Genomic DNA, 24,674 nt, shown 5'->3' on the forward strand with positions numbered 1-24,674 from the left:
ACCATACACCTAGGACATTCTTTAACTGTTCTATTCAATAAAACCTTTACAATATTTCGATCATAGGTTTAACTTTACGAAGTTATAATCTATAGAGCTGCAAATGAACGATTATCTCTCACTGCTAAATCCAGAACAACAATTAGCTGTAACTAACATAGATGGACCGGTTTTAATATTGGCAGGAGCCGGAACCGGAAAAACAAGAACGATCACTTCAAGAATAGCGCACATAATTAGGAACGGTCACGCTTACTCTGATGAGATATTAGCAGTGACATTCACAAACAAAGCAGCAAATGAGATGGTATCAAGGGTACTTGAGCTAACAGGCACAAACATACCATGGCTTGGCACTTTCCATGCAATTGCAGCAAAAATTCTACGTCATCATGCTGAAGTCGTGGGGCTAAATTCCAATTTTACAATTATTGGTGTGGATGACCAATTACAGGTAATAAAAAACATCATGAATGAAATCAGCCCTGATTACCTATCAGAAAAATGTAAGACCATTATGAATATTATTCAGCAATGGAAAGAGAAGTGTTTGTTGCCATCTGAAGTGGAAGACGTTCAATCATTTAGATCAGTATACGTGATTGCACTCAAAGTCTATCACCAGTATCAGGAAAGGTTAAAATTCCTTAACTCTGTCGATTTTGGTGACTTATTGCTATATAACATACAACTCTTTAATCAAAAGACCGAAGTTCTGTCCTACTACCAAAACAAGTTTAAGTATGTCATGGTAGATGAGTATCAAGATACAAATGCAATACAATATCTTTGGCTAAAATACCTTGCAAAAAAGCACTCAAATATTTGCTGTGTGGGAGATGACGATCAGTCAATATACAGTTGGCGTGGTGCAGAAGTTGAAAACATTTTAAAATTTTCTGATGATTTTAAAAATGCAAAAACTGTCAAACTAGAGTGTAACTATAGATCAACATCTCACATACTTGCAACTGCGTCATATGTTATCAATCACAATAAAACTCGGCTAGAAAAAAAATTGTGGACAACAAACGTTGAAGGGGAAAAGGTAAATCTAATAAAATTATGGGACGGAAAAGCTGAAGCAAGGTTCATAAGCGAACAGATATTAAAGCTCAATAAATACAGATTTAGTGACATTGCAGTGCTGGTAAGGGCCACTTTTCAAACTAGAGTTCTCGAAGAGTATTTTATAAAATATTCAATTCCCTACAAGATTATAAGTGGCGTAAAATTCTACGAACGTCAGGAAGTCAGGGATATAATTGCATATTTAAGACTCGTTACAAACAATAACGATGACTTAGCTTTCGAAAGGATCGTAAATCGGCCAAAAAGAAGCATAGGAGCTACAACTCTAAAGAAAATATACACGACTGCTCAGGATAACAAAATTTCTTTTTTTGAGGCAGCAAAAATATTAGTTAATAGTAATCAAGTAACCGAAAGAATTAAACTCTCACTAAATGATTTTTTAAATAAAATTAAAGCTTGGGAAGAAATAGTAAGCGTAAAACCACTGCATGAATTCGTTAAAATCGTAGCAAACCAATCAGGGTATATTGAAATGCTTGAAAATGAGGAAGTAACAGGCTTAGCACGAATAGAAAATGTCAAGGAGCTCATCTCATCTTTAAAAAATTTCGATAATGCCACAACTTTCTTGGAGCATATAAGTCTAGTGATGGAAGTGGATAATATGAATAACGATGACACCGTATATGTTATGACTCTTCATGCAGCCAAAGGACTTGAATTCCCGTGCGTGTTTCTACCTGGTTGGGAAGAGGGATTATTTCCTCATCAAAGATCTTTTGAAGATAAAAGTGGTAAAGCTTTAGAAGAAGAAAGGAGACTCGCATATGTTGGCATAACCAGAGCCAAAGAAAGGTTAATCATTTCATGTGCAGATAGGAGGGAAATTAACAACCAGTGGCAACCGATGCGCACTTCTCGGTTCATTAAAGAATTGCCAAGAGAAAATGTTGAGGTAATCAAGAGTAACGCCTACTGTTGAAGCTATAACTGCAGATAAACATATCTTACAAATCTGAATTACTTCAACTATATGTGTAACCAGACTGCATTCTGTGATTTTTAGCAAAACATGATCTTTCATTTGAGCTTTCTTCAATTTAAAATAAATACAGAAAATTGCTGCCTATAGCTAAACTGACTTAGATTTACCGACAATTTGAAAAACCGTCATTCCGCTACTAGTTAGCGCCGCGGCGCTATGACGGTTCGCGGCGGCATCCTCGTCATCCCGCTACTTGTTAGCGGGATCTGTGCTAAGAGATACCGCGGCAGCATAGCTATAGCTATCTTCAAAAATATGGTTGAATAATTGTTAATAATAGTGTATAATTATTAATATTTTCAAGCATTTTTGCCATGGCTCTTTCAAAATTTCTCGATCCTCGCAATGATTTGTGTTTCAAAAAAATCTTTGGAACGGAAAAAAATAAGAATATCCTGATCCACTTTTTGAACGATATTTTAGGGTTTACTGAGATAAATGCAATACAAGAAGTTGAGTTTCTTAGCACTATTATGGATCCCGAAGTTGCCTCTGATAAACAAAGTATTGTTGATGTTCTCTGCAAGGATTCTCACGGAAATAGATATATAGCAGAAATGCAGCTTGCTAGAGACAAGGGCTTCGAAAAACGCGCTCAATTATATGCCGCTAAAGCCTACTCAAGACAATTAGATAAATCTGGCAACTACATTGATTTAAAGAAAGTCTTCTTTATTGCTATATCAAATTGTAACTTACTTCCTGAAGAAGTTGATTATATTTCTACTCACAATATACGTGATATAAAAACTAACGGCCATTACTTAAAAGATTTTCAATTTATCTTTATAGAATTGCCCAAATTTTCAAAAAGTAAAGTAGAGCAGTTAGAAAGTATAGTAGAAAGGTGGTGTTTCTTTTTTAAATACGCAGAAGAAACAACAGAAGAGGACTTAAAAGAGATAGCAGAAAAAGCGCCAATAATAAAGCTAGCATATGATGAATTAGACAAGTTTCGTTGGAACGAAAAAGATTTAGTAGCTTACGAAGAAAGAATAATGGATCTACGGAAAGAAGAAGCCATTCTTGAATACAGACTTGATCTTGCTGAAGAGAAAGGTATACAAAAAGGTATAGAGAAAGGGAAAATTGAAGGGAAAATTGAAGTCGCAAAAGCAATGCTGGCTAATAATGTTGATGTCAACACTATTGTCAAGTTTACAGGCCTTTCTATTAGTGAGATTGAAGGGGAGTGTTAAATAAACTGTGTCAAACCGCATTTTTAGTTCAACTCAATTTTCAATCTGCCAGGAAAGAAAACACCAAGTTGAGAGATAGTTAATGCCCAATCATGTACAGGCATCGTCCACTTTTCCTCTGCCTTCTTTATAGCACAATATACCTGCTTATACAAGGCATTTATGCTGGTAAATGAGCCTTTGGTCTTAGTGAATTTCCTAATTTGCCTATGTAGCCCCTCTATGGGATTGGTGGTGTAGATTATCCTCCTAACTGGACCAGAATACTTAAAATAACCAGACAAGTTTTCCCAATTATTCTGCCAAGATTTTATAACCATAGGGTACTTTGTGCCCCATTTTTCATCCAATTCCAACAGATAATTCTCGGCAATTTCCTTGCTTGAAGCTTGATATACCTTCTTTAAATCGCTCAAAAAACTCTTCGCATCTTTACTGGCCACATACTTCAGTGAGTTGCGTATCTGATGCACTATACACATCTGCACTTCCGCATTAGGAAAGACACTGTTTATAGCTGCAGGAAAGCTTTTCAGCCCATCAACGCAGGCAATAAGGATATCTTCTACTTGTATCTTGTCAAAAGCATCTAATGTTTTAAGCTTAAGCATTAGGTGGAGAAGGGAGGAACTCTGTGCTTCTTCTTAGATATAAAATCTGTAGAGGAGATAAGAATTCCCTTCTCAAAAGTATAGGCTGGAAGGTATCGTAGAAAGACCTGAATGGTTCTAATTCTGTATTCACAAGACTAGCCTTACTTTTCATTTTTAATGGTAACGTATGGGGTTATATATGATCAACAACTTTTTGGGCATAGATATATCAAAAGATCGCTTTGATGTTTTTCTCTCATTTATAAGCAAAAAAGGAAAGCGTGAAACTAGAAAAAGAAGCTTTAAGAACGATGGTTTCAAAGTCTACTGAATTTTCTACACAAACATAATGTAGAAAAAGTAAAAACCTGCATGGAATCTACTGGTTGTTATAGCGAAGCACTGGCTGAATTTCTACACAATGCTGGACATTTTGTAAGTGTTGTAAATCCTTATTGCATAAAATCTTATGCAAGGAGTAAGCTGATACGACAAAAGAATGATCAGACCGATGCAGAAGTTATTGCTGATTATTGCCAAAGACAGGAACCTTCTAGTTGGACACCACCTTCTCCTGAAATGAAAAAATTAAAACATCTTTATCGTTGCTCAGTTGCGTTAAAAGATGAGTTAACATTAGTAAATAACCACTTAGAAAAAAAAGAGAGACTGCCTAAAGAAGTTGCAAATGCTTGGGAAGACCTTGCAATGAATATAGCTCAAAAAATAGAAACAATAAAAAACTCCGTACGTGAACTATTAAATCAACACAAAGAATTGTTGGAAAATTTTCAACTTCTATTGACTATTCCAGGCATAGGAGAAGAATCAGCAATAGCTATTTTAGCTGAAGTTTCTGATATAGAGGTTTTTAGAGATGCCAGGCAATTGGCAGCATATACAGGAGTTATACCACGAAATATGACGTCAGGTTCCTCTGTATATGCCAAACCCAGATTAAGTAAATCCGGTTCACAAACATTACGTAAGGCACTTTTCTTTCCTGCCATAGTAGCTAAGAATCACAATCCTATCATTATGAGCTTTTGCCAAAGATTAAAGGAAAAGGGTAAGCATAATATGGCCATCGTTGGTGCTGCAATGCGTAAGCTACTCCATATCATTTTCGGTATTCTGACATCCAAAAGTGCTTTTGATCCTAACCATATCAAAAACTACAGGGCTAGGAGGTTGACTGAAGGTTTAGTACTTTAAAATCAAAAATGCTTCCTATCTATCTTATGTAAAGTGGTATCTTACACAAATTTATTGAATGTTGTTGGTTAGTGGATATGTTGATAAGTAAACTTCATCTGTTTTGTGCGTATAAAACTAATTTACTTATCAACATATCCACTAACTATAATCTGTGTACTGTTACACAATTGGAAGTATTTTTTGATTTTATGATGCAACTTGGGAAATTTTTATAATTTTTTTGTTGACTAACAAGACGGTATCTCCTGTCATCCGAGTAGCTGACACTGGGATCCAGAAAACTTAATTTTAACCAAGTGGCTGCATAATAAAGACTGGATCCCAGACTGGAATGACACCCTACTTAACCGTCATACCGCGATTCATTCGCGGTATCTCAGCCGCTAACAAGAGATCCCGCTAACAAGCAGCGGGATGACGATTGTCGTTTAGCTACAAACGTTAAGAAATTTACTAAACGAAAAAAAAGGCAAAAGAAGCCCTGGTCATTGTCTATTTTCTGTATTGGCGTTTTTTTAAGTCTTAAACACTGCAATTTAGCTGCTTTTAAGTGCAACTCACCTTAGTTCAAATGTTTAAGAAATTTACTAAGCAGAAAAAAAGGCAAAAGAAATCCCGTGTTAGCTAGTTGTCACTCTCTAATCCTGCAAATTGGCGTACTATACTGTCTTAAACGACTTATAAGCGCGTTTCAGCTTGTGTGGGTAAAAACCCAGAAATGTTGTGAAGACATAAGGTGCACATAGTGCAAAAAATTAAAAATAAGACGCCAACTACGTTGTTTTTTTGCTGTTTAATCTGCACAGATGAAGATAACTAAATACCTTCAGTTTCATGATAAGGGGGCTGACGGAGTTTGTCAAGTAAGTTTTGCATTTCTGTGAGCTACCAAGTGATACATACGAACTTTTTTATATGATGATTTCATTATACGCTAAAACTAGCCGTATTAGCCCATTTCATCCATATCTACATACGAACTATTTTGCCTAACTTTGTTGCAAAGATTTCAAAATTCTATTTTCGTAACTCCATTTTTACGCAACTTGTTCTCAAAAATATACGATCTTTTTTGAGGGAGTAAACAATTGAATTCTTTATAACACTAGCTAGCATGGTACTTTTACTAAAGTATTTTTTGAAAAAGTTAGTTGACTTATAAATAATTCTCTACTAATACTGGCATGTATTTGTTTATTCTGCTGAAGTTGCTCCATACAGGTTTGCTGTAAAAACTTCAGCAGTTTCCGTACTCCTTTAAAGCATCATATTCCTATATATTAAATATAGCTGGTGTTCTCAGTTTTGTTGATCTATAGTAAAATTGGCTAAAACTTCCAGTAATAAACAACTTTTAACCTAGCAGTACTCACCATAAAAACTTAACAAAAATATGAGTAGTAAAAAGATTATGTTGAAATTAGCTTGACACATACTACACATTCTATATAATATATTCTATATCTAGAGCTAGCAGGTAATATGGGTACAGGGTCAGTAAAATATATTGCAGAACCTATCAGTGAACAAAGCAAACACACTGATGAGCAAAAACTGAAGTGTGACCTAAGTGCTGGACAAGAGTGTTCAGAAATAGGTAGCCCAAAAACAGAAGCAACTGAATTACCAGTAGATAGTTATTATGAATTCATTAAGCGAGATTTATTTTGGGCTGATAGAAGTTTGATAGATGATAAAAAATACTTAGAGGATTTAATAGATGAGTGGCTTATTCATGCACCTAACTTAAAACTGGAAGAGAGTCAAAAAAAGTTAAATCAAAAATTACTCAATAGTATTATAAAAGATTTTAATATGGGGAATTATGACTCATTTTCAAATCTTAAGCAGTTTTTAGAAAGTAACGAGAAAAATAAAGACCTGAAGTACGTTCTTAATCTAAAAAGAGGGCATCTAGGAACAACAGTATTGAATGTGTTTGTTGCACACGATGAAGCCATTCATCCTCTTCTCAAAGCTGGTGCTGATCTAAATATGAAGGATAATAAAGGTAAAACACTTTTGCATGATACTGCTATTTATTCCAGTGAGTATGAAGGTCTAAAGTATCTCTTAGATGCAAAAACTGATCCAAATATACAAGATAAAAAAGGTAATACACCTTTACACTATTATGCTGCTAATTGTAATGATTATAGCAGAAAGGTTATGGATTTACTCATAAGCAAAGGAGCTGATTTAAACATAAAAAATAACAATGGAAAAACCCCACTGCAAATTGCAATTGATAGCAACAATATTATAGAGTGTTTTTTAACTGACAACCAAAAAAAGTTAAGAGACCAACTACGTAAAATGGTTAAAGCTACAGATTCTGATGAAGATTGGGATAATCCTTATGGTCCAGGTGTTGAAGATCTGAAAAAATTTTTAGATAAACATAAAAATAACCAAGATTTAAAGATAGTTTTAAATGTTAAGGGTGATAGTTCAATTTGGCCGTTTTGTCAATTTCCTGATGTAAAAGCTTTACTCTTAAAAGCAGGAGCAACTGACTTTGTAGGTAATAAGCAAGATAATTGTGAAAAATGTGATAGTCTCTTATCAGAGATGTATCAAACAAATCAACTTGCTAAGCTAAATAAGTTTTTGAGTAAGGTAGTAAAAGCTAAAAGCATGATTGAACTACAGGAAGTTGTAAATGAGATTATAGCTTCTGGAATGAGATTAAATTTTGCTAAAGACAAAGATTATTACTTTGCAGATCACGTACTAGAAAAAATTGCTCAGCTAGAAGGAAGCTATGGAATTGCCAGTGATATAGTATGTGCATTAATATCGAGAGGAGCAAAGTTAAAAAACTCAGATAGTTTAAAAGTCATTGATACAATAGAACGAGAGTTTAAAGATCATAAAGCTAATGTAATCAAGTCTCATGTAGAGTACATTAATTATGCTGAAGAATTTTTTAGAGTTGCAAAGGATGCTACCAGTGGTCAACTGTGTGATGGAAAAATCGATAACAGTGTATCTTACTTAGAATACTCAGAGGATAGTATAATAGATGTTGCAAAAATCACAGATAGAACAAGGAATTTAGGAATACCTCAAGGAGAAAAAGGATATGGAAGGAGTGTAATAAAAATTGGCAAAAGTGAGGTGGAAATTATAACCCAAGATGGCATAAGGAATTACACAAATCTTGCAGAAGGCAGCGATATAGTATTAACTTTCTATACCAGTTTGGGAAATATAGACGTTAGACTGTATCCTGACGTACAAGATAAAAGCAAAATTATAGTAAAAGTGAGTAATAAAGAGGAAGTATTGGAAAAATTCAAAGGTCATGAAGAAGAATTAGGCGAGGATTGTGCACTTGGTGATTATGATATCTACTATGCTATTGAACAGGGATATTTTGAAAGGTCTGGAAAATTAATACATCCTGAAGTAATAAGCGAGTCTAACAACAAATGGACAGAACGTGAAGAGTTAAGAAAGGATTCTATGGAGGAAGTTGCTAGAAGGCATAAGTTATTACAAGATTTACGCAATATTGAGTCTAATATTGTGAAAAAGGAGAAGAATTTTGACGTAAAAACTTACCTGATAGATATCTTTAAAATTTTATCTAGGTTCTATGAAGAAAAAGGGGATATTTCTAAAACAGACTTAGCTAAAGCAGCAGAAAAGGAAAGTAAAAAATTGGGGTTAGAAGGTAAATACAACTGGAGTAAGATTTTTGGTTTAGAGGAAGAAATTATTGAAAAGGCAGAAAAACAAGGTGATAAAGAGCAAAAATCAAACATACCTGATGACTTCTATTTAGGGCACGCAATCAATAATGGAAGCTGTTTTTTTGATTCATTCAGGCAAAGTCTGGAACAACAGAAGGGAATCAAAGTTACTGTAGAGCAGTTAAGGAATGAGTGTAAGAGATTTGCGCAAGACAATCCTCCAGAGTGGTTTATAAGTAAAATTGGCAATGACTTTGATGAGGTTGAAGGTGAGTTCGTAAATCGTGGAATTACGTGTAACCAATATATCAATAGCATTGGAAAGAATGAATTTTGGGGACGTTCCGATATCGAGGGCAGAGTACTTTGTGATAAGTATGGTGTGAAATTGCATGTTGCAGAAAGTAACCCATTGCACACTATTGATAAGCAACAAGATCCGTTCTTGCATCAGTTAATAGATAGCTCAGGATCAAAAGCAGGTAAGATAGATTATAGTCACAATAGTGTCTTACATATGGTAAATGGAGGCCATGATCATTTTCAACCCCTACTTTATAGAAATAAGGCCTTGGCAAAACAAACGCAAGAACAAAAAGATTCCTTATGCTATTCAAGCTTGCCAAGCTGTAGTATGGATGAGTTAAAGATAGAAAAAGCATCTCATCAACAGAAGGCACTGCTTGTAAGTAGACCATAGCTTTGTATATGATTTGTTACACAGCAATGATGGGAGAAGTTTATTTAGTAAGTTGAAAAAGAAACTATTTTATTTAAAAAGTTTACTTAATGTTTATGGATTTTCAAGTACACTCTCAGATTCAAAACTTACTATTACCCACAAATATAAATGTTTGTTGCATAGCTCTTAATGGCATAACTTTTGCTTGAAATAACTGTTTATATGGTGCAATTTACAGCTTTTAGTTGCTAAAATTATAACTCTTAGTTTAATAATTTTAATCTAATAAGCTTTCAGGTTAATAAAATTAAATTATTTGAGTAAATACAATACTATGTTTTTATTTGTGGGTAGTAGTAAGGATTCAAAAGGGGCTATAGATTGCTCAACATGTACTACTTTCTGGAGTTGTGTGCTGTGGTTTAGAGTATTGCTTTTTTTGATGTTTACAGAATTTTCCTCCAAATCTACCATTAAAATATGCAGCTAAAATTGGATACATTTTTTATCACTATTGCATCTGATATGCTAAAATCTTCATCATTTACATTGATATTTTCATATAATTGATTCTGTAACATTGATTTACTTTTCTATATCAATCTCAACATCTTTTGGCATGGCCCTTTTCTGTTGCTTTTATAAATCAAGACCGTAGAATTTCTCCAATTGCTCACTCCACAGCATCGGTATTTCTCTCAAATCAACTAATTTCAAATCTCTTGGCTGTCTCCCATTCACTATGTCTTCTTTAATCTTCGGAGCTAAATAATTTAATCTTAAAATTTGTTGTATGCGTCTTGTACCTATATTAATTTTGGCACTCAGTTCCTTCACACTTCCATATTTCCCCTCTTCTAGCTGACGTTTCCAGGAATGGGCTCTTACCACTGCTTTCAGTAGCGCATTATTTGTTTTTCCTTCTGGCTCTACTACTGTGCATTTGTTTCCTTTCTTCTTTATTGGTATAAACTTTTCCTCTGATTCAGAACTCACTTCTATTCCATCTTCCTTAACCATTACTCCCTTTATTAACTTTTTCACTACTTCTTTCTGCTTTCCAAAACTTAAATTTTTCCATTTTTCTTCGGTCTTTTCTCCCCGTTTTTCATATAGCTGCTCTGTCTTTCTCATCACTTCTTTTTCCACCTCTCCCGCTACTATAGTTCTGTTTATTGATTCACAACCTTTTCCCCTTAAATGGTTATTGCACACGTAATATCGGTACCTTTTATTTTCTTTTTTTGCATACGTTAGTGTCATATTTACACCACAGCTCTTGCACTTAATTATTCCCTTTAGCAACGCTTCCTCGTATTTCGCCTTTCTATATGGTTGATTCTTTATCAATTCCTGCGCTTTTTGCCATTTTTCCTCTTTTATTATTGCTTCATGCTTTCCCTCATACTCTTTCTCATAATGCCGTATTTTTCCCATATATATTGGATTTGTTATTATTCTTCTCACTGTCGCTTTTTTAAAGATATCTGATTTTGTTCTGTAACCTTGACTATTTAGCTCCCTTGCCAATTCTGCCATTGATTTTAGCTCCAAATATCTTTCAAATATGTGCCCTACTATTTTCGCTTCTTTTTCATTTATTATTAATTCTTTATCTTTTACATCATATCCAAGCGGTAAAGTTCCACCCATCCATAACCCCTGCTCCTTTGATGTTGCTATTTTATTTTTTACTCTTTCTACAATCATTTCTCTTTCTAGTTGTGCTGCTCCTGACAATACCGTTTGTACAAATTTTCCCATTGGCGTATTATTATCAAATATTTGTGTTACTGCTACAAAATTTACTCGGTGCCTTCTAAAAAATGACGTTACTTCAATGCTGTCTTTTGTTTCTCTTGATAGCCTATCTAGCGTATATACTACTACACAATCTACTTCTCCTGTTTTTACATCTTCAAATAATTCCTTTATTGCTGGTCTTTCTAAATTTTTCCCTGAATATCCACCATCATCGTACCTTTTTACCAATGCTACCCATCCTTCTCGGCTTTTTATATATTTTTCACATGCTACACGTTGCGCATCAAGACTATTAAATTTTTGTTCTAGACCATCTTCATTTGACTTCCTAGTATATATCGCACATCTTACCTCTTTCAGCATTCTTTCTCCTTATCTCTCATTCCAAATAGAAGCGGCCCATTGTAACTCATTCCCATTATTTTTCCGGCTACTGCTGACAATGACGTGTAAAACTCTTCTCTGTAGATTAAACCCTTATCTGTTACCATTACCGCATGCGTCTCTTCTCCTCTCTCTAATATTAGCTCTGTTCCTGCTACTGGAAGTTTGTCACTACTTATTCTTTTTCCCTTCTCTAGCCGATCTGCCAGATACTCCAGTCTTTTTGCTCCTTTTCTTGACATTTCTCCATACGCTTTTTCCTGCATTCTATAAGCTAATCTTGGTATCAGATATTTCTTTGAGTATCTAGGCGCTTCTTTCCCAAATACCTTCTTCCACGTTTTTCTCAGCTCATCCAAAGGTTTTCTCTCTAAATTCATTACTTTCTTTTCTACTTCTTTCTCCATATTTTTAGCCTTTCATAAATAACTTTTCAATTCTGTCTGTTTCTTTCTTTAATACCTCGGTTATCTCTTTACTATTTTTCGCATAATCCATTGCTGTCATTCCGAACTTATCTTCTTGCTCTATTTCTGCTCCTGCTTCCACTAACTCTTTTACTATTTCCACTTTTCCCACCATACATGCAAGGTGCAATGGAGTGCATTTATTGCCATACTCTTCAGCATTTACATTTGCTCCTGACTTTATCAATTCTCTCACGGTTTCTAGACGTTTTTCCGTTACCGCTAGATGCAGTGCTGTATATCCTTCTATATCTTTAGCATTCACATTCGCTCCTTTTTCGACTAGTAACCTCACTGTTTTTGCGTCTATTGCATAATGCAGAGCTGTTCTTCCATTCTCGTCTCTTGCATAAATATTTTTATATGAGTTCTCTAATAGTGACTCCTCTTTTTTACCCAGCTTTACCATAACTTACCCCACTTTTTCTTTAAATTTAAATCCCTAAGCCTTCCTTCTCACCCCCTCATCTATCATTTCGTTCACTTTGCTCATTATCTTGCTTGCTAAATTTTGACATTCTTTCTTTATTAGCGATTTGTCTCTCTTCCTTATTTCTCCTATCTCTATTATTTTTAGCTCCGGCATGTAGCTTCCATTCAACATGTCTGCTATTTCTCCCACTAGCCCCTCTATTCCATAGCACGTCAGTTCTCTACTTTTTGTTACTCCTCCTTTTTCTCTTAAAAATTTACTTGCCTTTTCACTCTCTTTGCTATCACATAGACAATACTTTTCACTTTCCCAGATATAGTACATTGGTGTTGCACCATATTTATTCAGTTGATTAACTTCAGCTCCGGCCTTTACTAGCTCTTTTATTATTTCAACTCCTGCTCCTCCTATTTTGCACGCAGAGTGCAGTGGCGTACATCCAGTGACATATTGAGTGGCATTTACTTCTGCTCCCGATCTTAGCAGCACTTTTATATTTTCTAAGCTTTTCGCAAATACTGCACAGTATAGTGGTGTATAACCATTTTTATCTCTTGCATTGATCTCTGCTCCTTTATTTATTAATAACCTTACTGTTTTGTAATCAGAGATTTCTACTGCTTGGTGCAATATCGTCTCTCCTTCTTCATTTCTTTTATTAATATCTTTAAATCCGTTACTTGATACTTCTTTAAAAAACTTACTCTTGCTAAAACTGTTCGGTAGAAGCTGTAGCTTTACTCCTCTCGTTTGAGTTTTATTACTACAACTCCCCCTAAAGAACCGTGCTTGCAGATTTCCCGCACACGGCTCATCAATATTAGTTTTCACAGTCGTCCCTCTTATGCATATAAAGAAAAATGTATTTTTGGCTTTGGTAATGGATTTACTTCTACGTAGTGTACAAACTGTTCCCAGGTCATACTCTTTTTCTGACTACGCCGATTTATCCATTTAAATGCTAGCTTTCTTACTGATGTGTAAAATTGTTTCAAACACCAATAATTTCCGCTAATACCAAAGTAGTTATAGTGTCCTGTTAATTTAGCCTTCAGTACTTGCCACCAATCTTTAAGTCGAATACCTCCGCGGACTATTTTCAACCACTCCTTGATTTCTTTTAGTTTTCTGGCTAGATTTAACTTTGAGGTTTTATGTCCCATTATTAATCTACCACGACGACTTTTTGCACCATAGTTCGTAAACCCCAGAAAATTGAAACTTTCCGTCCTTCGTTTCTCTCTTATCGCTTGTTGCCACTCCCTCTTGCCAAACTTTACTACTCTGGTCTTGTTTTCAGATACTTCCAACCCAAATTTATTTAGCCTTTGTTTCAGTAATTCCAGAAATTCTTCCGCGTCTACCTTACTTTCGCAACAAACCACAAAATCGTCGCAAAACCTTATTAGTTGTATATATCCTCTGGATCTTGGTTTAAATTTCTTTTCTATCCATAAATCCAACACATAATGTAAGTATATATTTGCTAATACAGGACTTACTATACCACCTTGGGGTGTACCTTGTTTTGTTGCTTCATAATTTCCAGCTTCGACTATCCCTGCCTTGAGAAACCGCTTTACTAACCACCGCAAATTTGGGTCAGTTATTCGTTCCCTTAGACATCTCATTAGCCATTTATGCTGTATATTATCGTAGAACTTCTTGATATCCACTTCTACAATGTAGTTTATTGGCTTGTACATAACTGCTTTATCTAGTGCATTTACCGCTTGATGACAGTTTCTTCCAGGTCGAAATCCATATGAGCTGTCCAGAAAGTTTGCCTCGTAAATATTTTCTAGTATCTTCTTCAGCATAATCTGTACTAATTTATCCTCGGTCGATGGTATTCCGAGTCCGCGTTTCTCTTTACTTCCAGCTTTCGGTATATATACCCTCTTTACTGGTTGTGGTTGATATTGCTTCCTCTTCATACTTTCTACTAGCACTTCGAGTTTCTCATTCAGATTTTCTCCGTATGATTCCACTGTTATCTGGTCTACTCCACAAGCCTTGTTACGCTTCAGTTCTTTATAACATCTCGCAAGATTCTCTGTATTTATCAGATGGACTAACGATGTGAATTTTAGTCGCTTATCTTGCTTTGCTCTTACTGCTATCTGGTTTAGTTTATTTTGCATGTTATTCCAACCTCCGTTGTATTGGCCTAGCAATCCCTATTCCAGTTACTATATTGCTGATCGCTTCCCCTTGTACGTGGCTTTCCCACATTCTGAGTACTATCAATCAGTCCGACTTCCCCTGCATCTTCCGCTAGTTCTTGCCTTTGTTGACTTGTTCCAGCGTACCTTTGTAGGAATGCATAGGATCTCCCAAGTTCACTTGAAGTCCATTTCAATACATGGCACGGTCTCAGATCCCGATAGAGTGAGTGATAACTTGCCTTTACGTTATCCTTCATGCTGTCTTCCATGGCCATGAAAATGTCGACCTCTATGTCTTCAGGTATTTCGGAACTCAATCCCTTCACTTTCGTTGTACCCTGCATTGTCCATCCCACTAGCTCTATTACACTCGTTACCTCATGCAACATAGTGGTCTGTTCCAAACTGTTGGCTAGACTTTGTTTGTGTTGGATTTTCACCAACTGTTCTCCAAGCACTTCTTGGCGCACCATTTCATACCTCACAAAATTAGCTTTTCTAGCGCCAGACAAATTTCTTATATTTACCTGCCGCTATTCAAGTCATGTCCGTTTTAGCATAAGAAAGCAAGTCTTTTTCTTTTTATTTCATACACTTTTACCTATTATTAATATAATATATGAGGATCTAAATATAAGTACTTAGCTTATTATACATATTACTTGACTATTTTTCCAACTTCTGTGCAAATGTCGATGTTCGTGCCACTTCAGTACTCCTGGATAAAATACTAAAATGTGCTTTTCTAATTCGTGTATTGAGTCTTTTTGCTCTGAATCCAAATCATTTTTATAGTAAACGTTGTGTTCTGCTAAAACATATTTTCTGACCTTCTGATCTGTATAATTTTCTAATTTGTAACGATGGATAATGCTGAATCTTTCTAAAATTGGTTTGTGTTTTAAATTCCAACGTTGCCATGAAAGTTTATCGTTTCCCAATACAAATTTATTTCCTTCTTCTTCTATGCTACCAACCGGAAAGCACGCATTTGTTTCTCCTAAGTTCCAACTGTCCGATAATACTATCTGCGCTTTAGCAAATTTAATCGATGGTAATAAGCTTTGAGTTAGAGGATACAGGGCTTTTAAGTTATACCACTGATGACTTCTTTCATAAATGCCTTGGTAATCCTTTATGTGAGGCTCTGTTTCTCCAAGTACTGCCACATCTAACCGATATACATCATTACTAAATGCTTGCTCATAATGAACACGAAAAGTACTAAACTTAAAACTTGGATTTAAGATTTTTAGCTCAAATGCGTTCTTTCTACCAAATGACAACACTGGTCCATCTTTTTCAACTTTTCTACCTGAATAGTCTGACAATAAGCTGCCGAATAAACTTTCATCTAAAATAAACCTATCAACGTTATAGTGATCATTGAAAATCCTCATTAGCCGCGATCTTGCTGGTAACGATAGTTTTGCAAGTTCTACTACTGCATCCACAAAAAAGTCATTTGGAACATCTTTTATTCCTATCTGTAATTCAAAAAAGTGCTTGCCAGGTGGCTCCTCAATAATTGTAATATCTTCTATATTTGCCCATTTTAGTGCTATTTTTAGTGATGCTGGAGTTCCTCTCAGTCTTTGAAATTTTACTCCTTCTACTACGGCTTTTCTTCTATCTTTTACCCAACGCAGTATCTCTTCTAAACCATATTCTTCTATTATCCACGGCAATGTTTCTTCTTTAAGACTAAACTTAAATCCTCTGATACAGTTTGGATCTACTTTATAATCTATCGCATCTACTAGCGCTCTTTCCTGCCTTGTTGCATTTGGTGGCAGTAACATTAATTCAACTCAATCTTTAAATTTCTCAAATTTGCACATTCATTTCCCAGAACCACAACATCCTCTTTTGGCTCGATTAATTCTACGTTTTCTACACCATCTACAAATAAATTCGCTATTATCCATGATCTTGTAACATTCCATCCCAGCCTTCTACTTGCTTCAAACTTCTTGATGAACTGTTCCTTAATTTCCTCCTTTGATATTACAGAACTTATGCTCATTCTGCTGTCAATATCTATTTCCGTAATATTGCAACCAATTACTGTTACTGTATCTGTTAAAACCCTTATATCATCTCTATTAACTTGCTTTCTTACAATTTTAAGTAGCTCTTCTAACACTATGCCAGTTATGGATAATTCTGTTGATAAGATTGAAATTTGTACTTTCCCTGGTATAGGTGATTCTACTAGTGCATCTTTTACTCTACTATCTGCTGACAGTGCATGATATTTATAATATTCCTTACTTCCTCCTGTTGACCAACCTGCTATCTTTGCTTTAATTCTTTTTCTAAATCGTTCATCATCTTCTTCTTTTTGCCTCTCCACTCCATAAAACTCAGCTAAATTATCAAGATCTTCTCCTGTCGCAAATTTTAGTAAATTGCTCTTTACTGATTCATTTATTCTTTGTCTTAGTAACAATTCCCTCCATGCTGCTACTTCTAATACCTTCATCGCTGGGTCACTTTCTACTAACGCTGAAAAGGTTTCATCTCTACACACTAACTCCTCCTTCATTCTGGAAAAGATTTCCTCATAGCTTAGTTTTTCAATAATATTAGATGTCTGCATTTCTAAACAACTACTCCACTAATACCTATGAATTTGCCTTCTGAAAGATACATACCTTCAAGTACAAGAGTCATTTTTCCTTCTTTAGCTTCAGCAATCTTTACTTTTTCTAACTTAAATCTCTTCTCAAATTTCCCCAGTGCTTCTGCTGTTGCTGCATAGATTTCCAAAGTTAAATCTCTATTTATTGGCTTATCCACCAATTCAAATAATCTTGAGCCATAATCTCTCCTCATTATTCTACTGTTTACTGGAGTGGTCAGTATATCAATTATCGATTGCTTTAAGTGCTCTATTCCTTCTAACGCTTTTCCTGTTTTAGCATCCATTCCTCTCATATATTTTTCATGGCTCTGACTTAATACTTGCATGTTTTTCACGTGCTATAGAAATAGCCTTTCTCAACTTCTTTTCAAGAATTTCTTTAGAAGGAAGCTGTGTTAAATACTGTGCAACATGAATATTAGAGCCTTCGAGTTCAAGATATTCTATATCCTCTTGATCCTTATCAGCACATAAAATAATCCCTAACGGTTTTTCTTCACCTGCTTTTCGTTCATTTTTATCTAACCAATTTAAATACCATTCCATCTGTCCTTTATAAGCTGGTTCAAAGCGACCTATTTTTAGTTCTATTGCTATAAGACGTTTTAATCCTCTGTGAAAAAATAGCAGGTCCAAATACCTGTCAGTTGTTTTAGTACTCATCCTTTTTTGACGTGTTACAAAACAAAAATCACTCCCAAACTCTTGTAAAAATTTTGTCAATTCATCCAAGATTGTATTTTCTAGATCAGTCTCACTATAACTTGATGGCAATTCCATGAAGCTAAGGAAGTATGGGTCATGAAAAATGAATTCTGTTGCTAACATATTTTCTTCACGTAAATTTTTTATACTCCTTCTTATAAACTCTTCAGGTTTTTTTGCTAGCGCTGTACGTTCATACAACATAGTATCGATTTTACTACGTAGTGCTCTAACACTCCACCTTTCAATACGACACATTTCTATATAATAATTACGCTTCAGCTCATCAGAAATTGCAATAATTTCTACAAAATGTGACCAACTCAATTGTTGTGACAGTGTCGCGACAATTTCTTGATCAGAAAAGAATTTAGAAAATTGCACCATACGAAATAATGACGCTCTATCAAAACCACGTCCATATTTAATCTGAAGTTCTTTTGCAAGTTGGGAGATGATTTGCTTCCCATAATCTGCACGTTTGTGCTTTAGAATATCTTGATCAATTCTGGAGCCAATTTCCCAGTTTAACAATACTAGAGTAGAATTGAATTGAACAGAAAGATGATTCTTTGCTCTATCTATTAAATTACTAATGTCTCCTAATAGGCTAGTAGTTATATCCATATTCATAACTTTACTTTTGGTAAGTATAGCAGATGGTTTATTTTTATCCTGAAAAAACATTACTACTACCACTTATTACTTTAGAACCACAAGATATTGAATCTCCAACTCTTCCTATACTATAGCCATTTGCAAACACTTTTTTTGATCCTTCAATTAATACTCTACCTTCTGTAAAATTATCTCCTTTTCGGCAAACTGGCTTACCATTTACAAAAACATTGTTACTGCCGCTAATGCAGAAATGTGGTATAGCTTCTCCACAGCAGTCTCCTAACCTCACTATTCCTTTGTTCAATTTAAGTCGATCCTTTCTGCTTTCAGTTTGATTCCACTTTTTGTCATTTCTATCTCTGATTTTCCTACTTTGAAATTTAATTTATCCACTACAGAAATTTCAAGATTCTTGCTCTCTTTGTCATACAATAACTTTGTTCCATCTTGAAATACTAAACTGTTAATCATTTCACTATTCTCTGGAGCAGAATAATTTTGCTGATATATTCCAGCTAGTACTACTCCTAATGATAACTCTCCCAATGGTGACAATATTACTACCTGTTCATTTATGCTTGGTGGTAGCCAGCTTCTTTCCTCTCCTGCTCTAGAAGTTATCCATGGAAGAAAATCTGTTAAAAGTTCTCCTATCTTCACTCTTACTTTTGCTTTCTCATAATCTACTTCTTTTACAACTCCTATTCGTACAATGTTTGCTAACTTTCTTTGCAGCTCTGAAATAGCAAAATTACTCTCTAACATTTTCTTCTATTATAATCGTATGTGGCTTAATCTTATTTTCTGTCCATATCGATTTACCTAAATGAAGCTGATGACTCCAATCAACCATCCACACCAAATATGCATCTAATTCGGGTCTAAATCCATCAGGCTCTGCAGAGAGAAATTCAGCAGGAGAAATATTTTTTACGTTCCAAGTATTTTTATTTACTACTCTTGCTACTTCTGCTGCTAATGACCTTACAACTAACGAGGAATACTCGACTGTTCCATCAACTACAATTCTCGCTTCAAATCTTGCTTTCAGGGCTAATTCCTCTGTTCCAGGATCTTTTCCCGATTCTAAACTCACAAGCTCTACAAATACCGCTGGCGCTAATAATTCTTTTCTTATTGCTGGATAAATTTCACATGTCTGTATAGACGGTATTTCTTCCTTCAGTGTGCTGCAAATTGCTTGATGTAAATCTTTCCAGAACTTTGTCATGCATATAATTTAACTCATGTAATGTATAAAATATTTTTCAAATACCTTTTCAACTTCATAATTAACAAGATTCCCTATTATCCTTGAAGCCTCTGGTTTCAGTGACAATTTAACTTCCTTTATTGGCAATGCTGCTCTTCCTTCACGTTTAAAAATACCGCTATTTCCTTTTGGCATAACTGCTGCAAATCCTCCTATAAACTCATGCTTTCCTACTTTCGATCCTCTTCTTGTTTTTTGTATTTTACCAATTGTTGATGCTCTAATGTCATAGAGATTTGCTCTAATCAACACGTCTAATCTGCTAGTTTTCGCCTTAAAAATTCTTAATCTCTTTCTTATCAAACTTAATTTTACCTTCTTTTCCTCACTGATTTCCTTAGCTGCTTGCGCTTTTAACCATAGTGCCGTTTTGTTTAACGCTTTTATAGCTGCCAGTTTTATTTTCTGCTCTTTTCTTTCAATATTGGAGATTATTTCATTAATATTGTTACTAATCAAACACTTTCTATTGCCTCAATTTTCCATATTTTACTTGAAGAATCTTTTAACGGTGGTTCAAAAATCTTGTAGAACCTTTTTTCAATCTTGATATAATCACCTATGCTAAAGGAAGTAACGTCCTGATCACGTATTTCTATAGAAGCAATTTGCTGAGTTAATTCTCCACCTGCACCTAAAGAGTACGTAGTCTCAGGACGTTTAATTAGCACTTTTATTTTACGAATGCCCTCCTTATTTTTATTACAATATATGGCTTCCACTCCTAGATGATCAAAACAATCTTCTAATAATCTTCCTATATTCATCAACTAGAACTAATTTTTACCAAAACGGCCGGACGATGGCACATTGGCAATGGATTCGACTGCGTATGCAAATCAGTTCCTCTATCAAACCTTCTTGGCTCTTGTTTTGCATAGAGTGGCTGTCCAAGAGTATTTACTGTCTCATTAAAATCTGCTGGTGCAAAATATGTTGTAAATGTGCTTGCTGTTCCTAGTGGAAAACAGTGCCCTGTATCTTTCTCAATAAATCTTCTAACCGTTCCTTCAGGGTCAGTTGCTTGCCCTCTATATTCCTCAAACGTTATGCCACAAAATGTAAACCCTGACCTCATATCATTTCGAAGTGCTGCTCCTTCTTGCCATCTTTCATATGCTTCTTTTACTTTTGCATGAGAAGTTAGTGCATCAAAAAACTCAGGGCTTACCAAGGCATGAATTCCAGTCATATATTCACCACTTAGGTTATCTTCTATATGCCGCAATACTTCCAGACACTTACGTTTTACATCTGTTGTTGCTGTTCCCAGTGCAAAATTTACTACTTTTGGTGTTATTTCAAATTCGTTGTACAGATTTAATAATTCTGACCCATCAGCATCTAAAATTATTCCCTTCAGCGCTCCCATTCGCAAATGCTCTAATGTTATTGCATGTTTGTTTCTCATTAGCTGCAAATGATCAGTTATTACATCTGCAAGCGCTTTAAGTTCACTCTCTGATCCAAATGCCCTTATTCCTTGTACTTCTTCTGGCAGCACTACATCATCATGCGGAATATGCGGAATCGTAAATGTTCTTACCTTTCTTTTGCCACGTTTTCCTACTGTTGCTGGTGCTCCGGGTAGCTGCGTTGGTAATAAACTTAATACTCCGTTGTGTTCTTCTATGGTAATATGTCTAAATCTTACTGACCTACTTGGAAACAAATTTAGATTTTCAACTCGTCCATAATTTATCGGCAATATATTCATCGCATTTGTTAGTGCCGTCATGCTAAATGCTGTATTTGTAAATGGATTTTGCATTCTTTTTCTCCTTATTAATTTAAGTTACACTCCCTTGCGGATAATGATCCCTCGTCCTTCAAGTTGCTTTATTGCTGCATTTTTCTGCTCTTCAGTGATATTTGCTGGCCACACAATTGCATGATCTGCTAGTATTGCACCACGAGTAATAATTACTGCTTTGGCATTTTCTGTCGCATTTACATCACTTACTATTGCACCTATTGCTGTTTGTGTGCCATCTGTTCCAACAGGATTAAGTACTCTAATAAAACCATCTTCCGTCTTTTTGGCAACTACTGCACCAAGCTTAAGATTTTGACCTTTAGCTACTGTTATTTGATCTCTTGAATATAGGTTGGACACTTCATATTTCAGAAGATCGCCTTGTATGTTAAAAACAAGTTCATAAATATTACAAAGTGGTAATATTAAGAACATGCAGAGAAGAGGAACCGTAGATCGCCTTGGTCATAAAGGACCGTAATTTAGCAAGGTTCTCTTCCCTGATTATTTACTGAAAAGTTCCGAACAACTGATTGAGCTTTTAGGCTCGTATATAAGGGTGGAAAATGCAGTATTACATGTTATTCTATGGAGGAATTATGAATTTATCAAATATCATTGCTGGTATTGATGTTAGCAAAAATAAACTAGATATCCACATTCATCCACTTGGACATTATAAAGTATTTGAAAATAACGTTCAAGCTATTGATCAAATACTCGACTTTTTGCATTTACATAATGTAATCAAAGTTGGACTTGAAGCAACTGGTGGGTACGAAAAATTATGTGCTTATACTTTACTAAGCCATGGTTTCGAAGTATATGTAATTCAACCTAGATGGGTGAGAGACTATGCAAAAAGCCTTGGTATTGCTACTAAAACTGATAAAATAGACTGCAGCATTATCTCACGTTATATTAATAATACAGATATGCGCGTTACTCCTTTAAAAGTTAGTAATGTTGACTTCTTGAGGCAAAAGCTATCTCGTAGAAATCAACTAGTAGAAATGGCAAAAATACAAAAAACTCAAGCTCATCAAGTAACTGATATATCCATAATCAAACAAATGGAAGAGCTACTTGTCATATTACAGAATCAAATTCAAGTTTTAGAAGATGAGATGATTGAGTTGATTGAACAAAGTCAAGAGCTTAAAAAAAAATACATATCAATAACTAGTATACCAGGTGTAAGTAAAATCACAGCTATTACTATTATTTGTTATCTGCCAGAATTAGGAACTCTTCAAAGAAAGCAAATATCTAGCATTGCCGGAGTTGCACCTTTTAATCGAGACAGTGGTTTTAATAAAGGAAAAAGGTGCATTCAAGGCGGTAGGTCACAAATTAGAACAGTCTTGTATATGTGTATTCTTAGTGCGCGGAAATGGAATTCTTTCATAAAAACTTTTTTTGATAGGTTACATAATCAATATAAAAAACCATATAAAGTTGCTTCCACTGCTGCTATGAGAAAGTTACTTTTACTTGCTAACTCTTTAGTAAGAGATGACAGGGTTTTTACTGAGGAATACAGCCCTAAGTCTGCTTAGATCCAACACTAGCAGATTAGTGTGGATGTGGATAAGTGCGCTTACACAGACTGAAAGCACTTATCCACATCCACACTTTTTAAAAGAATTTAAATCAAATATTACAACTTATTTTTCCAACAGTTGCTGGTGCTCCTGGAACTTGAGTTGGAAGTAGTGCTAAAAAACCGTTTTGTTCTTCAATGGCAATATGGCGAAACCTTACTGATTTACTCGGAAAAAGTTTTAAACTTTCAGTTCGACCAAAACTAATTGGTAAAATATTAATAGCTCCAGTTAATGCTGTCATATTGAATGCTGGATTTGAAAGTGGATTTTGCATAATGTTTAGCTCCTATTAAAAATTAATATAAAATTCAGATTCCTTTACGGACAATAATACCCCTCTCTTCAAGTTGTTTTATTGCTGCTGTTTTTTGCTCTTCAGTTATATTTGCTGGCCAGACAATTGCATGATCAGCAAGTAAAGCTACGCGAGTAATGATTACTGCTTTAATATCTGCATCTTTACTATTTACATCGTTTATAATCACACCTATTGCTGTTTGAGTACCATCTGTGCCTAGCGGATTTAGAGCTCTTATAAAGCCCCCATCATCTGTCTTTTTGCTAACCACTGCTCCAAGCTTTAGGTTTTGTTCCTTAGCAACAGTAATTTGGTCACGTGAGTATAGATTTGATGCCTCATATTTTAAGAGGTCACCAAGATTATTTGGTTCAGTTATACAAGACATGTTTTTCTCCTGGAAATTTTGGCTGATAAAGTTATTAATTTTGTTTTTTCCGCTGAATTTGTAGTTGCTATAGTCCGCGGAATAGCTTTAGCTTTGTAGGTTTATATATTTTGTCGTGCCTTGGCTGCCTGCATCAATAAATCCTCCGAAATTACGTAAAATATGTTAAAAGCATCTTTGGCTTTATAGCCCACCAAGTAAAAATTATTTTTCAGTATTTTTCATTTCTCTATTGACTTTTAACACAACTGCTAATTTATCGTTTGGCTCACCACAAAAAATATGTCCAAACCCTATAGTTTCTTTTTCACTTTCACTATTTGTAAACCAAATGTTAGCCAGTTCATCTTTAAATAACTCCAAATCCGCATCTGGCGTAATCACTTGATGATCAAGCTTATCATATATTCCTTTCACTACTTCTTGATGCTGCGGACAACTAAGTAAAATTTTGAAATCTTCTTTATCTGGATGTGCTCCCCAATCTCCACAAACTTTCAACACTCCTCTATCGAAGTCAGTTAATTCTGGAAACGGTGGTATATAACCTGGTTGTGAACTGAAAAATGGTTCAAAATTGACCTTAACATTTTCTTCTACATAACTGGTGTGAAAATAATGATCCTTAATATAAAAAATAAATCCTATTATTGGTATTATTAAACACAAAATTAGTTTAACTGTCTTCGACAT

General features: G+C 35.0%; 23 protein-coding genes and 3 pseudogenes. 5 read left to right on the forward strand and 21 right to left on the reverse strand.

Features of this window, described 5'->3' with window-relative positions:
• The first annotated feature begins 103 nt into the window (after window positions 1–103).
• On the forward strand, window positions 104–2,017 hold the full coding sequence (locus tag ACFZP3_RS07130; protein WP_265016508.1) for an ATP-dependent helicase: 1,914 nt from the start codon (window positions 104–106) through the stop codon (window positions 2,015–2,017).
• A gap of 377 nt (window positions 2,018–2,394) precedes the next feature.
• Window positions 2,395–3,279: an Rpn family recombination-promoting nuclease/putative transposase gene (locus tag ACFZP3_RS07135; RefSeq protein ID WP_264688444.1), complete on the forward strand. Its 885-nt coding sequence runs from the start codon at window positions 2,395–2,397 to the stop codon at window positions 3,277–3,279.
• A gap of 23 nt (window positions 3,280–3,302) precedes the next feature.
• Here ACFZP3_RS07135 and ACFZP3_RS07140 read toward each other — a convergent pair.
• Window positions 3,303–3,848, reverse strand: a pseudogene (locus tag ACFZP3_RS07140) (IS256-like element ISWpi15 family transposase); the annotation flags it as partial.
• Window positions 3,849–4,071: 223 nt separating this feature from the next.
• Between ACFZP3_RS07140 and ACFZP3_RS07145 the strand changes: the two are divergent.
• Window positions 4,072–5,087, forward strand: a pseudogene (locus tag ACFZP3_RS07145) (IS110 family transposase).
• A 1,485-nt stretch (window positions 5,088–6,572) separates the two neighbouring features.
• A complete protein-coding gene (locus tag ACFZP3_RS07150; protein WP_386086967.1) occupies window positions 6,573–9,488 on the forward strand; it encodes an ankyrin repeat domain-containing protein in 2,916 nt (971 codons plus the stop codon).
• 621 nt (window positions 9,489–10,109) lie between these two features.
• Here the strand turns inward: ACFZP3_RS07150 and ACFZP3_RS07155 are convergent.
• The 17 genes from ACFZP3_RS07155 to ACFZP3_RS07235 all read right to left on the reverse strand — a co-directional run bounded on the left by ACFZP3_RS07155 (window position 10,110) and on the right by ACFZP3_RS07235 (window position 22,123).
• Window positions 10,110–11,597: a recombinase family protein gene (locus tag ACFZP3_RS07155; protein WP_264706140.1), complete on the reverse strand. Its 1,488-nt coding sequence runs from the start codon at window positions 11,595–11,597 to the stop codon at window positions 10,110–10,112.
• Window positions 11,591–12,025 carry a DUF2924 domain-containing protein gene (locus tag ACFZP3_RS07160; RefSeq protein ID WP_386086966.1) on the reverse strand — a complete coding sequence of 145 codons (435 nt, stop codon included), beginning with the start codon at window positions 12,023–12,025 and terminating at the stop codon, window positions 11,591–11,593. Before ACFZP3_RS07160 ends, ACFZP3_RS07155 begins: the two co-directional genes overlap by 7 nt.
• Window positions 12,026–12,029: 4 nt before the next feature.
• Window positions 12,030–12,494, reverse strand: coding sequence for an ankyrin repeat domain-containing protein (locus ACFZP3_RS07165; RefSeq protein WP_386086965.1), 465 nt, complete (start codon window positions 12,492–12,494; stop codon window positions 12,030–12,032).
• A gap of 33 nt (window positions 12,495–12,527) precedes the next feature.
• Window positions 12,528–13,181 (reverse strand): ankyrin repeat domain-containing protein, encoded by a 654-nt coding sequence (locus ACFZP3_RS07170; RefSeq protein WP_386087114.1) that lies wholly within the window; start codon window positions 13,179–13,181, stop codon window positions 12,528–12,530.
• Window positions 13,182–13,360: 179 nt separating this feature from the next.
• A complete protein-coding gene (ltrA, locus tag ACFZP3_RS07175; RefSeq protein WP_386086776.1) occupies window positions 13,361–14,662 on the reverse strand; it encodes a group II intron reverse transcriptase/maturase in 1,302 nt (433 codons plus the stop codon).
• 26 nt (window positions 14,663–14,688) lie between these two features.
• The gene (locus ACFZP3_RS07180; protein WP_386086775.1) at window positions 14,689–15,159 is read right to left on the reverse strand and encodes a hypothetical protein; all 471 of its coding nucleotides are present in this window, start codon (window positions 15,157–15,159) and stop codon (window positions 14,689–14,691) included.
• A gap of 168 nt (window positions 15,160–15,327) precedes the next feature.
• Window positions 15,328–16,488 carry a phage tail protein gene (locus ACFZP3_RS07185; RefSeq protein WP_386086964.1) on the reverse strand — a complete coding sequence of 387 codons (1,161 nt, stop codon included), beginning with the start codon at window positions 16,486–16,488 and terminating at the stop codon, window positions 15,328–15,330.
• Entirely contained in the window at window positions 16,488–17,288 is an 801-nt protein-coding gene (locus tag ACFZP3_RS07190) for a baseplate J/gp47 family protein (RefSeq protein WP_386086963.1), read from the reverse strand. The genes ACFZP3_RS07185 and ACFZP3_RS07190 overlap by 1 nt, the downstream gene beginning before the upstream one ends.
• Before the next feature lie 2 nt (window positions 17,289–17,290).
• On the reverse strand, window positions 17,291–17,626 hold the full coding sequence (locus ACFZP3_RS07195) for a GPW/gp25 family protein (protein ID WP_264735441.1): 336 nt from the start codon (window positions 17,624–17,626) through the stop codon (window positions 17,291–17,293).
• A gap of 7 nt (window positions 17,627–17,633) precedes the next feature.
• The gene (locus ACFZP3_RS07200) at window positions 17,634–18,725 is read right to left on the reverse strand and encodes a YhcG family protein (RefSeq protein WP_264735442.1); all 1,092 of its coding nucleotides are present in this window, start codon (window positions 18,723–18,725) and stop codon (window positions 17,634–17,636) included.
• Window positions 18,709–18,963 (reverse strand): PAAR domain-containing protein, encoded by a 255-nt coding sequence (locus ACFZP3_RS07205; protein ID WP_226080738.1) that lies wholly within the window; start codon window positions 18,961–18,963, stop codon window positions 18,709–18,711. The genes ACFZP3_RS07200 and ACFZP3_RS07205 overlap by 17 nt, the downstream gene beginning before the upstream one ends.
• Window positions 18,960–19,424 carry a phage baseplate assembly protein V gene (locus ACFZP3_RS07210; RefSeq protein ID WP_047759504.1) on the reverse strand — a complete coding sequence of 155 codons (465 nt, stop codon included), beginning with the start codon at window positions 19,422–19,424 and terminating at the stop codon, window positions 18,960–18,962. Before ACFZP3_RS07210 ends, ACFZP3_RS07205 begins: the two co-directional genes overlap by 4 nt.
• Window positions 19,411–19,890 carry a hypothetical protein gene (locus ACFZP3_RS07215; RefSeq protein ID WP_386086962.1) on the reverse strand — a complete coding sequence of 160 codons (480 nt, stop codon included), beginning with the start codon at window positions 19,888–19,890 and terminating at the stop codon, window positions 19,411–19,413. Before ACFZP3_RS07215 ends, ACFZP3_RS07210 begins: the two co-directional genes overlap by 14 nt.
• A gap of 9 nt (window positions 19,891–19,899) precedes the next feature.
• Entirely contained in the window at window positions 19,900–20,391 is a 492-nt protein-coding gene (locus ACFZP3_RS07220; protein ID WP_386086961.1) for a phage tail protein, read from the reverse strand.
• Window positions 20,388–20,699 carry a hypothetical protein gene (locus ACFZP3_RS07225; protein WP_264378242.1) on the reverse strand — a complete coding sequence of 104 codons (312 nt, stop codon included), beginning with the start codon at window positions 20,697–20,699 and terminating at the stop codon, window positions 20,388–20,390. Before ACFZP3_RS07225 ends, ACFZP3_RS07220 begins: the two co-directional genes overlap by 4 nt.
• Window positions 20,699–21,703 (reverse strand): major capsid protein, encoded by a 1,005-nt coding sequence (locus tag ACFZP3_RS07230; protein ID WP_386086960.1) that lies wholly within the window; start codon window positions 21,701–21,703, stop codon window positions 20,699–20,701. Before ACFZP3_RS07230 ends, ACFZP3_RS07225 begins: the two co-directional genes overlap by 1 nt.
• Before the next feature lie 24 nt (window positions 21,704–21,727).
• Window positions 21,728–22,123, reverse strand: a complete 396-nt coding sequence (locus ACFZP3_RS07235; protein ID WP_386086959.1) for a head decoration protein — start codon at window positions 22,121–22,123, stop codon at window positions 21,728–21,730.
• A gap of 164 nt (window positions 22,124–22,287) precedes the next feature.
• On the opposite strand from ACFZP3_RS07235, the gene ACFZP3_RS07240 reads away from it, so the two are divergent.
• On the forward strand, window positions 22,288–23,247 hold the full coding sequence (locus ACFZP3_RS07240; RefSeq protein ID WP_253308968.1) for an IS110 family transposase: 960 nt from the start codon (window positions 22,288–22,290) through the stop codon (window positions 23,245–23,247).
• 112 nt (window positions 23,248–23,359) lie between these two features.
• Here ACFZP3_RS07240 and ACFZP3_RS07245 read toward each other — a convergent pair.
• The 3 genes and pseudogenes from ACFZP3_RS07245 to ACFZP3_RS07255 all read right to left on the reverse strand — a co-directional run.
• Window positions 23,360–23,569 (reverse strand): annotated as a pseudogene (locus ACFZP3_RS07245) (major capsid protein); the annotation flags it as partial.
• Between the two features lie 34 nt (window positions 23,570–23,603).
• Complete coding sequence (locus tag ACFZP3_RS07250; protein WP_386086958.1) at window positions 23,604–23,981, reverse strand: head decoration protein; 378 nt, start codon at window positions 23,979–23,981, stop codon at window positions 23,604–23,606.
• A gap of 204 nt (window positions 23,982–24,185) precedes the next feature.
• Window positions 24,186–24,674, reverse strand: a complete 489-nt coding sequence (locus ACFZP3_RS07255; protein ID WP_386086957.1) for a hypothetical protein — start codon at window positions 24,672–24,674, stop codon at window positions 24,186–24,188.

Source organism: Wolbachia endosymbiont (group A) of Norellia spinipes, from assembly GCF_964273535.1.

Coding starts and splice junctions, on each gene's coding strand:
- ACFZP3_RS07235 (WP_386086959.1), bottom strand. CDS start 22,123: ATGTTCTTAATATTACCACTTTGTAATATTTATGAACTTGTTTTTAAC.
- ACFZP3_RS07195 (WP_264735441.1), bottom strand. CDS start 17,626: ATGAGAGGAATGGATGCTAAAACAGGAAAAGCGTTAGAAGGAATAGAG.
- ACFZP3_RS07180 (WP_386086775.1), bottom strand. CDS start 15,159: ATGGTGCGCCAAGAAGTGCTTGGAGAACAGTTGGTGAAAATCCAACAC.
- ACFZP3_RS07210 (WP_047759504.1), bottom strand. CDS start 19,424: ATGTTAGAGAGTAATTTTGCTATTTCAGAGCTGCAAAGAAAGTTAGCA.
- ACFZP3_RS07185 (WP_386086964.1), bottom strand. CDS start 16,488: ATGTTACTGCCACCAAATGCAACAAGGCAGGAAAGAGCGCTAGTAGAT.
- ACFZP3_RS07135 (WP_264688444.1), top strand. CDS start 2,395: ATGGCTCTTTCAAAATTTCTCGATCCTCGCAATGATTTGTGTTTCAAA.
- ACFZP3_RS07150 (WP_386086967.1), top strand. CDS start 6,573: ATGGGTACAGGGTCAGTAAAATATATTGCAGAACCTATCAGTGAACAA.
- ACFZP3_RS07240 (WP_253308968.1), top strand. CDS start 22,288: ATGAATTTATCAAATATCATTGCTGGTATTGATGTTAGCAAAAATAAA.
- ACFZP3_RS07250 (WP_386086958.1), bottom strand. CDS start 23,981: ATGTCTTGTATAACTGAACCAAATAATCTTGGTGACCTCTTAAAATAT.
- ACFZP3_RS07155 (WP_264706140.1), bottom strand. CDS start 11,597: ATGCTGAAAGAGGTAAGATGTGCGATATATACTAGGAAGTCAAATGAA.
- ACFZP3_RS07165 (WP_386086965.1), bottom strand. CDS start 12,494: ATGGTAAAGCTGGGTAAAAAAGAGGAGTCACTATTAGAGAACTCATAT.
- ltrA (WP_386086776.1), bottom strand. CDS start 14,662: ATGCAAAATAAACTAAACCAGATAGCAGTAAGAGCAAAGCAAGATAAG.
- ACFZP3_RS07255 (WP_386086957.1), bottom strand. CDS start 24,674: ATGTCGAAGACAGTTAAACTAATTTTGTGTTTAATAATACCAATAATA.
- ACFZP3_RS07225 (WP_264378242.1), bottom strand. CDS start 20,699: ATGAATATAGGAAGATTATTAGAAGATTGTTTTGATCATCTAGGAGTG.
- ACFZP3_RS07130 (WP_265016508.1), top strand. CDS start 104: ATGAACGATTATCTCTCACTGCTAAATCCAGAACAACAATTAGCTGTA.
- ACFZP3_RS07190 (WP_386086963.1), bottom strand. CDS start 17,288: ATGCAGACATCTAATATTATTGAAAAACTAAGCTATGAGGAAATCTTT.
- ACFZP3_RS07200 (WP_264735442.1), bottom strand. CDS start 18,725: ATGTTTTTTCAGGATAAAAATAAACCATCTGCTATACTTACCAAAAGT.
- ACFZP3_RS07230 (WP_386086960.1), bottom strand. CDS start 21,703: ATGCAAAATCCATTTACAAATACAGCATTTAGCATGACGGCACTAACA.
- ACFZP3_RS07215 (WP_386086962.1), bottom strand. CDS start 19,890: ATGACAAAGTTCTGGAAAGATTTACATCAAGCAATTTGCAGCACACTG.
- ACFZP3_RS07160 (WP_386086966.1), bottom strand. CDS start 12,025: ATGGAGAAAGAAGTAGAAAAGAAAGTAATGAATTTAGAGAGAAAACCT.